Below are 13672 nucleotides of genomic sequence, written 5' to 3' on the forward strand. Positions count from 1 at the left end.
ACATCCGAACCACTCAGCAATGAGTAACGAGTAGGAAGCAGTCGTCGAGTGCCGGGACCGAGATTTCGGCGCCTGGTCCGCGTCCTCGCCCTGCTGCGGTGCGACCCTGGCCGGACTCCGGTCGGTTCCGGCCCGGGCGGGCCTCTCGTGGCGGCCGCCGGTGTCGCACGGGAACCAGGCTGCCCGGCCACCCTCGAAGCGGGATCGACCGTGGCTCGACGGCGGCGGCCCGGCGGCGGACCTCGGCCCGGCCGCCCGCCCTGTTCGGCCCGGCCGCCCGCGGCCTGACCGGCGGCTCGAGCCGGCTGCTAGCCGTCCCCGACCTCGATCCGAGCCCACCCCGAGCCGGGTGGCCGACCGTGGGCGGCGTTCCCATCCGCCCGCCGCGTGCCTGACGTGAGCCGCCGGGCCTTCATCGAGCCGGACCGGGAGTAGCAGAGATGTTCCAGTGCGGAAGTGATAACCATGAGCCGTGAGGCGCTGCTGGCGCGCCTGGCCATGGTCGGGCGGGCGATGCCCCGCACCCCGGTGGTGCAGCTGCGTCACGACCGGCTGGACCTGTTCGCCAAGCTGGAGTACGTCAATCCGAACGGCAGCTCCAAGGACCGCTCGGCGTACTGGATCCTGCGGCGGGCCGTCGAGCGCGGCGACGTCACCGAGCGGACCACCATCGTGGAGTCCTCGTCGGGCAACTTCGCCATTTCGCTCGCGTCGTTCTGCCGCTGGATCGGGTTGACCTTCGTCCCGGTGATCGATCCGAACGTCAACGCCAGCACGGAGGCGTACCTGCGCCGGCTGTGCGACCGGGTCGAGAAGGTCACCGAGCCGGACGGGACGGGCGGTTACCTGTCCACCCGGCTGCGGCGGGTGGAGGAGCTGCGGGCGGAGCTGCCCTCGGTCTACTGGCCCAACCAGTACGCGAACCTGGACGCCGTCGAGGCGCACGACCGGCTCACCGGCGCGGAACTGTGCGCGGATCTGCCCCGCATCGACTACCTGTTCGTCGGGGTGAGCACCGGCGGCACCATCGGCGGGCTGTCCACCCGGCTCAAGCGGCTGCACCCGGACGCCTGGGTGGTCGCCGTCGACGCCGAGGGGTCGGTCATCTTCGGTGGCCCGCCGGCCAAGCGGCGCCTGCCCGGGCTCGGCTCCAGCATCGTGCCGCCGCTGGTGGGCAAGGCCAGCATCGACGACGTGGTGATCGTGCCCGAGGTGGACGCGGTGCGCGGCTGCCACGAGCTGTTTGAGCGGCACGGGCTGTACACCGGCGGGTCGACCGGCAGCGTCTACAGCGCGATCGAGCGGTACTTCGCCGACCACCGGGGGCCGCGCCCGACCGTCGCCTTCCTGTGTGCCGACCGAGGCACCGGTTACGCCGACACCGTGTACGACCCGGAATGGGTCGACCGGTTCGTCGCCCAACGCGACCGCGGCCAGTCCGTGGCCCTGGTGTGAGAGGACCTGGAAGAGCATGACCGAGACGCACCGACCGACCGTCCGGCCGTTCACGGTGGTGACCGCGGCCGAGGTGGCCGCGGCCGTCGAGGCGGACCGGGCGGCCTGCCTGGACGCGGTACGCCGCTGCTACCTCACCCACGACGAGGCGGCCACCGCGCTGCCGCACAGCAGCTTCCTGCGCTTCCCGCAGCTGCCCCGGGACCGGATCATCGCGCTGCCCGCCTACCTCGGCGGCGAGTTCGAGGTGGCCGGCATCAAGTGGATCGCCAGCTTCCCCGGCAACACTGGGCACGGCATCCCCCGGGCGTCGGCCGTGCTGCTGCTCAACGACCTGGCCACCGGCTACCCGTACGCCTGCCTGGAGTCCTCGCTGATCTCCGCGACCCGGACCGCGGCGTCCGCGGTGCTCGGGGCGGAGGAGCTGGTGGGCGGCCGGCGGGTCGGCAGCGTCGGCTTCATCGGCACCGGCCTGATCGCCGAGCACGTCCGCCGGTTCCTGCGCGACCTGGACTGGGAGATCGGCGAGTACCGGCTGTTCGACCTGGACCCGGCGGCGGCCGAGCGGTTCGCCGCCACCGTGCAGGCCGACGGGGTGGGCGCGGTCAAGGTCGTGCCCGAGGCCGCCGACGCCTGCGCCGCCGACCTCGTGGTGCTCGCCACCGTGGCCGGCGAGCCGCACCTGCACGACCCGGCCCTGTTCGCCCACCGCCCGGTGGTGCTGCACCTGTCCCTGCGCGACCTGTCGCCGGAGATCGTGCTCGCCGCCCAGAACGTCACCGACGACGTCGACCACGCGGTCCGCGAACGGACCTCGCTGCACCTGGCCGAGCAGCGGGTCGGGCACCGCGACTTCGTCGCCGGCACCATCGCCGACGTGCTGCGCGGCCGGGTCCGCCGGGACCCCGACCGGGCCGCGATCTTCGCGCCCTTCGGCCTCGGGGTGCTGGACCTCGCCGTCGGGGCGTGGGCCTTCGACCGGGTACGCGCCGCCGGCGGCGGCCAGCCGATCGCCGACTTCTTCCCGCCGGCGAACTGATCGAGGGGGTGGCAGGTGGACCTGACGATCGAAGCCGAAGGGCTGCGCAAGACCTACGGCAACCACACCGCGCTGGCCGGGGTGGACCTCGCCGTGCCGGCGGGCACCGTGCTCGGCATGCTCGGCCCGAACGGCGCCGGCAAGACCACCATGGTGCGGATCCTGTCGACGCTGCTGACGCCGGACGGGGGCACCGCCCGGGTCTGTGGGCACGACGTGGTCCGACAACCGCGTGAGGTACGCCGGCGGGTCGGCCTCACCGGCCAGTACGCGGCCGTGGACGAGCTGCTGACCGGCCGGGAGAACCTCGTGCTGATCGGCGTGCTGCACCACCTCGGCCGGCGGGCGGCCCGCGCCCGGGCCGAGGAACTGCTCGACCGGTTCCAGCTCACCGACGCCGCCGGCCGGGCCGCCCGGACCTACTCCGGTGGCATGCGGCGCCGGCTCGACCTGGCCGCGAGCCTGGTCGCCGACCCGCCGGTGCTGATGCTCGACGAGCCCACCACCGGGTTGGACCTGACCAACCGGCGCACCCTGTGGACGATGGTCCGGGAGCAGGTGGCCCGCGGCACCACGGTGCTGCTCACCACGCAGTACCTGGAGGAGGCCGACCAGCTCGCCGACCGGATCCTGGTCCTCGACGGCGGGAAGGTGATCGCCGAAGGCACCCCCGACGAGCTGAAGCGCAAGGTCGGCGACGAGCAGCTGCAGATCCGGCTGCGCGACGGCGGGCAGCGGCCCGCCGCGGTCGCCGCCCTCGCCGCCGTCACCGCCCAGCAACCGGTGACCGACGAGGACCCGGCGAGCCTGCGGCTGCCGTCGAGCGACGGGCTGGCCGGCATCGCGGCCGTGGCGGCGGCACTGGACGCCGCCGGGATCGACGTCGAGTCGTTCGCCAGCTGCGCGCCGACCCTGGACGACGTCTTCCTCTCCCTCACCGGGCGGAGCACCGCCGAGAAGCCGGAGGCAGCGGCATGACCACCCTCGCCGTCGAGACCTCGGCCCTGGTGGGCCGCCACCTGCGACACCTGGCCCGGGTGCCGATGCGGCTGCTCGGCGTGACCGTCATGCCGGTCGCGTACGTGGTGATCTTCGGTTACCTCTTCGGCAGCGTCATCGAGGTGCAGGGCGGCGGCTACCGGGAGTTCCTGATGGCCGGCATCTTCGCCCAGATGATGCTCACCAACCTGCAGCACACCGCGCTCGGCGTGGTCGACGACCTGGGCAACGGCATCGACGACCGGTTCCGGTCACTGCCGATCGCCGGGCTCGCCGTACCGCTGGCCCGGACCATGGCCGACCTCACCCGGGTGGTGGTCGCCTGCGTCGCCATGGCCGTGGTGGGCTTCGCGATGGGCTGGCGGACGCACGCCGGGGCGCCGCAGGTGCTCGCCGGCTTCGGCCTGCTGCTCCTGCTCGGCTTCGCCGCCTCCTGGCTCGGGGTCCTCCTCGGGCTGCGGCTGCGCTCCGCCGAGGCGGTCAGCGCGGTGGCCTTCCTCGTCGTCATGCCGATGACGTTCCTGTCCAACGCGTTCATCCCGCTGCACGGGCTGCCCGGCTGGCTGCGCGCGGTGTGCGAGTGGAACCCGCTGTCCGCCGTGGTCGCCGCCTGCCGGGACCTGTTCGGCAACCCGGGCTCGGCCGGCGACGCCCTGCCGATGCGGCACCCGGTCGCCGCCTCCCTGCTGCTGATCGGCGCGCTGCTGGTGGTCAGCGCGGCGCTGGCCACCCACACCTACCGGGCCGCCGCCCGGGGCCGCTGACCCCGGGCCGCCGCCGCCCGGCCGGTCCGCGTACGCCGACCGGCCGGGTGGCCACCCGCTCGCCACCCGCCATCCGTGAACACACCGCGTCCGTAGCTCCGGAGGACAGCTGTGCCCGACCACGAGGATGTTCCCTGCCCGCTGACCACCGCGCAGTTCGGGGTCTGGCTGGCCCAGCGGCTCGACCCGGACAACCCGATCTACCTCCTCGCCGAGTACGCCGACCTGACCGGCCCGCTCGACCACGCGGTGTTCGAGGCGGCGCTGCGCCGGACCGTCGCCGACACCGAGGCGCTGCGGATCCGGGTCGAGGAGCCGGTCGAGGGCCGGCCCGTGCTGGCGGTGGCGCCGGTGGTCGACTGGACGCTGCCGGTGCTCGACCTGCGCGGGGAGGCCGATCCGTTCGGGGCCGCCCTGGACTGGATGCGCGCCGACGCGACCCGGCCGCTCGACCCGGGACAGGCGCCGCTGTTCCGGTACGCGCTGCTGCGCCTGACCGACGACCGGACCCTGTGGTACCAGTGCTACCACCACCTGGCCCTGGACGGGTACGGCATGGTGCTGGTGGCCCGGCGGGCCGCCGAGGTCTACACCGCACTCAGCGGCGGCGCCGAGCCCGAGCCGGCGTCGTTCGGGCCGCTGCGGGCGCTGGCCGAGACGGAGGCCGCCTACCGCGGCGGCGAGCGGTTCGACCGCGACCGCGGCTACTGGACCGGGCGGTTCGCCGACCGGCCCACCCCGGCCAGCCTCGCCGACCGGCAGCCGGCCACCCCGCGCCGACTCACCCGGCGTACCGCCCCGGTGGCACCGGCCACGATGGACCGGCTGCGGGTGGCGGCCCGCGAGCTGGGCGTCGCGGTGCCGGCGGTGGTGGTGGCCGCGGTCACCGCCTACCTGCACGGGCTGATCGGCAACGAGGACGTGGTGCTCGCCCTGCCGTTGACCGCCCGGCAGGACGCCGCGGCGCGGCGTACCCCCGGCATGGTCTCCGCGATCGCGCCCCTGCGCGTCGCGGTACGCGCCGACGCCACCGTCGGGGCGCTCGTCGCCGGCGCCTCGCGGGAACTGCACGACGCGCTGCGCCACCAGCGCTACCGCTTCGAGGACCTGCACCGCGACCTGGGCCTGACCGGCGGCGCCACGCTGCTCGGCCCGCACGTGAACATCCTGCTCGACGCCGGCGGCGCGGCCGGGACCCGGTTCGGCGCCGCCACCGGCACCGACCACAACTTGGCCGGCGGCCCGGTCGACGACCTGGCCGTCGTGCTCGACGCCCGGCGCGGCGACACCGACGCCCGGCTGGACCTGGACGCCAACCCTGACCTCTACTCGGACGAGCAGGTCAGCGGGCACGTCCAGCGCCTCGCCGCCTTCCTGGACACCTTCGCCGGGGCCGCGGCGGACGCCCCGGTCGGCCGGCTCGACCTGGCCGGCGCCGCCGAGCGGCGGCTGGTGCTGCGCGAGTGGAACGACACCGCCCGGCCGGTGCCGGACGTGCGGCTGCCGGCGCTGATCGAGCAGCAGGTGGCGCGCACCCCCGACGCCCCGGCCGTCACCTGCGGCCCGACCACCCTGACCTACGCCCAGCTCAACGCCGCCGCCAACCGGCTGGCCCGGCTGCTGGTCGCCCGCGGCGCCGGCCCGGAGCGGCTGGTCGCGCTGGCACTGCCCCGGTCGGCGGAGATGATGGTCGCCCTGCTCGCCGTCCTCAAGGCCGGCGCCGGCTACCTGCCGGTCGACCTGCGCTACCCGCCGGACCGGGTCGAGTTCATGCTGACCGACGCGGACCCCCGGCTGGTGCTCACCGTCGGCGGCGCCGGCGACGGGCTGCCGGTCGGTGACCCGGACCGGCTGCTGCGGCTCGACGAGCCCGCGGTCCGCGCGCTGCTCGCCGCGCAGGACGACGGCGACCTGACCGACGCCGACCGGCGGCGCCCGCTGCGCGGCGCCCACCCGGCGTACGTCATCTACACCTCCGGCTCCACCGGCCGGCCCAAGGGCGTGGTGGTCAGCCACGACAACGCGGTCGACCTGGCCTGCTGGGCGGTCGCGGAGATCGGCCCGGCCGCCCTGTCCCGGGTGCTCGCCAGCACCTCGCTGAACTTCGACGTCTCGGTCTTCGAGATGTTCGGCCCGCTCGCCTGCGGCGGCGAGATCGAGGTGGTCGACGACCTGCTCGCCCTCGCCGAGCGGGCCGACGGCTGGACCGGCAGCCTGATCAGCGCGGTCCCGTCGGCCTTCGCGCAGCTGCTGGCCGGCGGCACGGTCGACGCCCGGGCCGACCTGGTGGTGCTCGCCGGTGAGGCGCTGTCGGCCCAGGCGGTGCGGGACATCGACGCGGCGCTGCCCGGCGCCCGGGTGGCGAACATCTACGGCCCGACCGAGGCCACCGTCTACTCCACCGCCTGGTACGGCGGGGACCTCGCCGACGGGGCCACCCCGCCGATCGGCCGGCCCACCACCAACACCCGGGTGTACGTGCTGGACAGCGCGCTGCGTCCGGTGCCGCCCGGCACCGTCGGGGAGCTGTACCTGGCCGGCGCCGGGCTGGCCCGCGGCTACCTCAACCGGCCCCGGCTGTCCGCCGAGCGGTTCGTCGCCGACCCGTTCGGCCCGCCCGGCGCGCGCATGTACCGCACCGGCGACCTGGTCCGCTGGCGGGCGGACGGTCACCTCGACTATCTCGGCCGGATCGACCACCAGGTCAAGGTGCGCGGCTACCGGATCGAGCTGGGCGAGATCGAGTCCGTGCTGCTGGCCCACCCGGATGTGGCCCAGACCGCGGTGGTCGCCCGCGCCGACACCGGGGTCACCGCCCAGCTCGTCGGCTACGTGGTGCCGGCCGACCCGGCGGCCGCGCCGGCCCCCGCCCAGCTGCGCGAGCACGTCGCCGCGGCGCTGCCGGAGTACATGGTGCCGGCGGCCTTCGTGCTGCTGGAGGCGCTGCCGCTGAACCCCACCGGCAAGCTGGACCGCCGCGCCCTGCCCGCCCCGGACTTCGCCGCGGCGGCCGGCGCAGGCCGGGCCGCGACCGGCCCGCGCGAGGAGCTGCTGGCCGGGCTCTTCGCCGAGGTGCTGGGCCTGCCCGGGGTCGGTGCCGAGGACAGCTTCTTCGACCTCGGCGGGGACAGCATCGTCTCCATCCAGCTGGTCAGCCGGGCCCGGCAGGCCGGGCTGCGCCTCACCCCGCGCGACGTGTTCACCCACCGGACGGTGGCGGCCCTGGCCCGGGTGGCCGGCGAGCTCAGGTCGGCCGAGGCCGAGGACCCGGACGCGGCGCTCGGGGAGGTGCCGCTGCCGCCGATCGTCGACTGGCTGCGCGGCCGGGCGGGCGAGGCGTACCCGGTCGACGGGGTGGCGCAGAGCGTCGTCGTGCGTACCCCCGCCGGGCTGCGCGCCGCGGACCTGGCGGCCGGGCTGCGGGCGCTGCTCGACCACCACGACGCCCTGCGGATCACCCTGTACCGCGACGGCACGGCGTGGCGGCTGGAGGTGCCGCCCCGGGGCACGGTGTCCGCCGCCGACTGCCTGCGCCGGGTCGCCGCCGATGCCGAGGTCGGCGCCGCCCGGGCGGACGCCGTGGCGGGGCTGCGCCCGGGCGACGGGCAGCTGCTGCGGGCGGTGTGGGGCGACGCCGGGGCGGACCGCCCCGGCTGGCTGGTGCTCGCCGTCCACCACCTCGCCGTGGACGGCGTGTCCTGGCGGATCCTCCTCGACGACCTGGCCACCGCCGTGGCGGCGAGCGCGGCGGGTGAGCCACCCCGGCTGGCGCCGGTCCCCACCTCCTACCGCACCTGGGCGCGGCGGGTGACGGCCGCAACGCCCGCCCCGCCGACGGCGGCCGCGCGGGCCGGCGGATCCGGCGACGCGGCGACCGAGCCCGCCGAGTCCATCGTGGACCCGCCGCTCGGGCGCCGCCCGGTCGGCCCGACCGACACCGAGGCGGCGGCCCGCCGCCGGACCGTCGGGCTGCCGGTGGCCCGCACCGAGGCGCTGCTGCGCACCGCCGCCCCCCGGTGGTACGCCGGCGTCGACGACCTGCTGCTGGCCGCCCTGGCGGTCAGCGTGGCCGACTGGCGGCGCCGGCACCGGCCCGGCACCGGACCGGGCCTGCTGGTGGACGTCGAGGGACACGGCCGGGACGGTGTCGACGGCCTGGACCTGTCCCGCACGGTCGGCTGGTTCACCCGGCTGGCCCCGGCCCGGCTCGACCTCGGCGACCTCGACCCGACCGAGGCGCTGGCCGGCGGTCCGGCCACCGGCCGGGCGGTGAAGCGGATCAAGGAACAGCTGCGGACGCCCGGCCGCGGGGGCGGCGAGCCGCAGATCGGGTTCAACTACCTCGGCCGGCTGACCGTCGACGAGGGCGCCGACTGGTCGCTGCTGGCGGTCGACGGTGAGGTGGCCGCCGGCGGGGCGAGCGGGCTGCCGATGGCCCACCCGCTGGAGATCAACGCGGTGGTGGTCGACGGACCGGACGGGTCCCGGCTCAGCGCCGAGTGGAGCTGGCCCGACGGGGTGCTGACCGACGGCGACGTCCGCGAACTCGCCGACGGCTGGCTCGCCGCGCTCGAGGCGATCACCGAACACGCCGCCCGGCCCGGTGCCGGCGGTCGCAGCCCGTCCGACCTGCCCCTGGTCGAGCTGGACCAGGCCGAGGTGGAACGGCTGGAGCACAGCTACCCGGCGCTGGCCGACGTGCTGCCGCTCGCCCCGTTACAGGAGGGGCTGCTGTTCCTGGCCGCCTACGACGAGCAGGCCCCGGACATCTACACCGTGCAGTTCGTCTTCGACCTCGACGGCCAACTGGACCCGGCGCGGCTGCGCACCGCAGCCCAGGCGCTGCTCGACCGGCACCCCGGACTGCGCGCCGGCTTCACCCACCGGGACCTGCGCCGCCCCGTGCAGGTGGTGCTGGACCGCGTCGAGGTGGACTGGCGCGAGCCGGACCTGACCGGGATCGCGCCGGCCGAGGTGGACGCCCGGCTCGCCGACCTGCTCGCCGCCGACCAGGCCGAACGCTTCGACCTGACCCGGCCGCCGCTGCTGCGCTTCACCCTGGCCCGGCTGCCCGGCGGGCGGCACCGGCTGGTGCTGACCAACCACCACATCCTGCTCGACGGCTGGTCGATGCCGGTGCTCGCCGGGGAACTGTTCGCGCTGTACCGGGCGGCCGGGCGTACCGACGCGCTGCCGCCGGTCACCGACGCGCGGGCGTACCCCGCCTGGCGGGCCCGGCAGGACCGGCCCGCGGCCGAGGCGGCCTGGCGGGCGGCCCTCGCCGGCCTGGCCGAGCCGACCCTGGTGGCGCCGGCCGCCGCCGAGCGGGGCCCGGTGCCGCCGGCCAAGCTGCTGCGCGAGGTGCCGGCCCCGCTCACCGAGGCCCTCACCGCCGCGGCCCGGGCCGCGGGCGTCACCCTCAACACCGTCGTGCAGGGCGCCTGGGCCGTGCTCGTCGGCAGCCTCACCGGCCGCGACGACGTGGTCTTCGGCGCCACCGTGGCCGGCCGGCCGGCCGAACTGCCCGGCGTGGAGACCATGGTCGGTCTCTTTATCAACACCGTGCCGGTGCGGGTACGCCTCGACCCGGCCGAGCCGGTGGCCGCCGCGCTCGCCGGCTTGCAGGAACGGCAGTCGGCGCTGCAACCGCACCAGCACCTTGGGCTGCCCGACATCCAGCGGCTGGCCGGGCACGGCGAACTCTTCGACACCCTCGTGGTGTTCGAGAACTACCCGGTCGACCCGTCCGTGCTCGACCTCGCCGGCACCGGCCTGGCCGTGCGCGGGGTGCACGGGCACGACGCCACGCACTACCCGCTCACCCTGGTGCTGGTGCCCGGTGACCGGCTCGGGCTGCGGCTGGAGTACCGGCCCGACCTGATCGACGCGGACACCGCCGCGGCGCTGCTGGAGCGGATGTGCCGGCTGCTGGCCGGCATCGCCGCCGACCCGTCCGTCCCGGTGGGCCGGCTCGACCCGGTCACCCCGGCGGAACGCCGGCAGGTCCTCATCGAGTGGAACCGCACCCGGCAGCCGGTCGACCCGGCCACCCTGCCGCAGCTGCTGGCCCGGCAGGTGGCCGCCACCCCGGATGCGACCGCGGTGGTCTTCGAGGGGACGAGCCTCACCTTCCGCGAGCTGGACGAGGCGAGCAACCGGCTGGCCCGGCTGCTGACCGGGTACGGCGTCGGGCCGGAGCGGTTCGTCGCCGTGGCGGTGCCCCGCTCGCTGGAGCTGGTGCTGGCGCTCTGGGCCGTGCTGAAGACTGGTGCGGCGTACCTGCCGGTCGACCCGGACTACCCGGCGGACCGGATCGCCTACCTGCTCGACGACGCGCAGCCCGCCCTGCTGCTCACCACCCGGGCGACCGCCGCGCTGGCCGCTGGCAGCCTGGTTCTCGACACCGACGAGGTACGCCAGGCCGTGGCGCAACACTCCCCGGCCGCGCTGACCGACGCCGACCGGGCCGGGCCGCTGCGCCCGACCAACCCGGCGTACCTGATCTACACCTCCGGATCCACCGGCCGGCCGAAGGGCGTGGTGGTGCCGCACCAGGGCATCGTCAACCGGCTGCGCTGGATGCAGCACGAGTACCGGCTCACTCCGGCCGACCGGGTGCTGCAGAAGACCCCGTCCGGGTTCGACGTCTCGGTGTGGGAGTTCTTCTGGGCCACCATCGTCGGCGCGACCCTGGTGGTGGCCCGACCCGAGGGGCACAAGGACCCGGCATACCTGGCCGGGCTGATCCGCGCCGAGCGGGTCACCACCCTCCACTTCGTCCCGTCGATGCTGCAGGCGTTCCTGGCCGAACCGGCCGCCGCCGGCTGCACCGGGCTGCGCCGGGTGATCTGCAGCGGCGAGGCGCTCCCCGCCGACCTGGCCGAGCGGTTCCACACCACCCTCGACCCGGCCGGCGCGCACGGCATCGAGCTGCACAACCTGTACGGACCCACCGAGGCGTCGGTCGACGTGACGTACTGGGCCTGCCGGCCGGGGGAGCGGACCGTGCCGATCGGGGCGCCGGTCTGGAACACCCGGCTGTACGTGCTGGACGCCTTCCTCCGGCCGGTGCCCCCCGGGGTGGCCGGCGAGCTGTACCTGGCCGGCGTGCAACTGGCCCGCGGCTACCAGGGCCGGCCCGGGCTCACCGCGCAGCGGTTCGTCGCCGACCCGTTCGCCGCCGCGCTGGCCGCCACGGACCCGTCCGTCACGCCGGGGGAGCGGATGTACCGGACCGGGGACGTGGTGCGCTGGCGCGCCGACGGGGTGCTGGAGTACGTGGGCCGGACCGACCACCAGGTGAAGATCCGCGGCTTCCGGATCGAACTGGGCGAGATCGAGGCGACCCTCGCCGAGCACCCGTCGGTCGGGCAGTGCGTGGTCCTCGCCCGCGAGGACCAGCCGGGGGTCAAACGGCTCGTCGCGTACGCCGTACCGGCCGCCGGGCAGCAGGTCGACGCGGCCGTCCTGCGCGAACACGTCGCCGGGCGGCTGCCGGAGTACATGGTGCCGGCGGCGGTGGTGGCCCTGGACGGCCTACCGGTGACCGCCAACGGCAAGCTCGACCGGGCGGCCCTGCCGGCCCCCGACTTCGCCGGGGTCAGCGGGGACGGGCGGGCGCCGTCGACGCCGCGCGAGGAACTGCTCGCCGGGCTGGTCGCCGAGGTGCTCGGGCTGCCCCGGGTCAGCGTCGACGACAGCTTCTTCGACCTGGGCGGCGACAGCATCGTCTCCATCCAGCTGGTCAGCCGGGCCCGGCAGGCCGGGCTGGAGCTGACCCCGCGCGAGGTGTTCACCCACAAGACCGTGGCGGCGCTGGCCACGGTGGCCCGGGAAGCGGCCGGCAGCGCCGCGACGGATCCGGACGCCGGCATCGGCGAGCTGCCGCTGACCCCGATCGTGCGCTGGTGGCTGGACCGGGCCGGCCCGCTGGGCGGGTTCCACCAGTCGGTGGTGGTGCCCGCGCCGGCCGGACTGACCGCCGACCGGCTGCGCGGCGCGGTGCAGGCGCTGCTCGACCACCACGACGCGCTGCGGATGCGGCTGACCGGCCCGGCCGGGCAGCGCCGGCTGGTGATCGGCCCGCGCGGCAGCGTGGCCGCCGGCGACCTGATCACGCACGTGCCGGCCACCGGCGATGCCGGGGGCGTGGAGGCGCCGGCCACCGGCGATGCCGGGGGAGCGGAGGTGCCGGCCACCGATGGTGCCGCGGGCGGGCAGGTGCCCGCCACCGGTGACGCCGCGGCCGTTGACCTCGCCGCGCTGGCCGAGGCGGCCCGGGCCGACCTCGACCCGCTGGCCGGCCGGATGCTGCGGGTGGTCTGGTGCGACGCCGGTGCCGGGCGGCCGGGACAGCTGCTCGTCCTGGCCCATCACCTGGTCGTCGACGGCGTCTCGTGGCGGATCCTGCTGCCCGACCTGACCGCCGCCCTCGACGCCGCGCCCGGCACGCAGCCCCGGCTCACCCCGGTCGGCACCTCGCTGCGGGAGTGGGCGGAGCACCTGGTACGGGACGCGCACAGCCGGGCCCGGCTAGCCGAGCTGCCACTGTGGACCAAGCTGCTCGACCAGCCGGAGCCGGCCCTGGCCGGGCGCCCGCTCGACCCGGCCCGGGACACCGTCGCCACCCTCGCGCAGCTGCGCGTGGAGTTGCCCGCCGCGCTGACCGAGCCGCTGCTGATCGCCGTACCGGCGCTGTTCCACGCCCGGGTCGACGACGCGCTGCTGACGGCGCTGGCCCTCGCGGTGGCGCGCTGGCGGCAGCGGCGTGGCCGGGGAGCCGACCCGGCGGTGCTGGTGGACCTGGAGCGACACGGCCGCGCCGACCACGTACCGGGCGTCGACCTGTCCCGCACCGTCGGCTGGTTCACGAGCCTGGCTCCAGTCCGGCTCGATCCCGGGGCGGTGGAGTGGGACCAGGTGCGCGACGGCGGTGCGCCCGTCGGAACCGCACTGAAGCGGGTCAAGGAACAACTGCGGGCCGCGCCCGACGACGGTCTCGGCTACGGCCTGCTTCGACACCTGAACAGCGAGACCGCCGGAGTGCTGGCGGAACTGGCCGAGCCGCAGATCATGTTCAACCACCTCGGCCGGCTGGGCGGCTCCGGCGGCCAGATCGGCGGCGGTGCGGACCCAGAGCAGCCGGTGGCGTACCCGATCGAGGTCACGAGCTGGACCGTCGACACCGCCGACGGGCCGCGGCTGACCGCGGTGTGGCGCTGGCCCGGCGGGCTGGTCGACGAGGCCGACGTCCGCCAGCTCGCCGACGACTGGCGGACCGCCCTGGACGGCATCGTGGCGTACGCGGCGGGCGGCGGGAGCGGCGGGCACACCCCGTCCGACCTGACGCTGGCCTCGCTGTCCCAGGACGAGATCGACGAGTTCGAGGACGAACTGGAAGCGGAGTGGGAGTAGC

At 75.9% G+C, this 13672-nt stretch carries 4 protein-coding genes and 3 pseudogenes; all 7 read left to right on the forward strand.

Annotated elements, in window-relative coordinates:
* Positions 1-465: 465 nt before the first annotated feature.
* On the forward strand, positions 466-1455 hold the full coding sequence (gene sbnA / locus ACY34I_RS18535) for a 2,3-diaminopropionate biosynthesis protein SbnA (protein ID WP_148802313.1): 990 nt from the start codon (positions 466-468) through the stop codon (positions 1453-1455).
* A gap of 16 nt (positions 1456-1471) precedes the next feature.
* Positions 1472-2494 (forward strand): 2,3-diaminopropionate biosynthesis protein SbnB, encoded by a 1023-nt coding sequence (gene sbnB / locus ACY34I_RS18540; protein ID WP_462756239.1) that lies wholly within the window; start codon positions 1472-1474, stop codon positions 2492-2494.
* A 15-nt stretch (positions 2495-2509) separates the two neighbouring features.
* On the forward strand, positions 2510-3472 hold the full coding sequence (locus tag ACY34I_RS18545) for an ATP-binding cassette domain-containing protein (protein ID WP_462756240.1): 963 nt from the start codon (positions 2510-2512) through the stop codon (positions 3470-3472).
* The gene (locus tag ACY34I_RS18550) at positions 3469-4257 is read left to right on the forward strand and encodes an ABC transporter permease (protein ID WP_462756241.1); all 789 of its coding nucleotides are present in this window, start codon (positions 3469-3471) and stop codon (positions 4255-4257) included. Before ACY34I_RS18545 ends, ACY34I_RS18550 begins: the two co-directional genes overlap by 4 nt.
* A gap of 111 nt (positions 4258-4368) precedes the next feature.
* A pseudogene (locus tag ACY34I_RS18555) lies at positions 4369-10251 on the forward strand (amino acid adenylation domain-containing protein); the annotation flags it as partial.
* Positions 10252-10260: 9 nt separating this feature from the next.
* Positions 10261-12120, forward strand: a pseudogene (locus ACY34I_RS18560) (amino acid adenylation domain-containing protein); the annotation flags it as partial.
* 504 nt (positions 12121-12624) lie between these two features.
* A pseudogene (locus tag ACY34I_RS18565) lies at positions 12625-13671 on the forward strand (condensation domain-containing protein); the annotation flags it as partial.
* Position 13672 lies beyond the last annotated feature (1 nt).

The organism is Micromonospora sp. RTBAU3-60 (genome assembly GCF_054963695.1).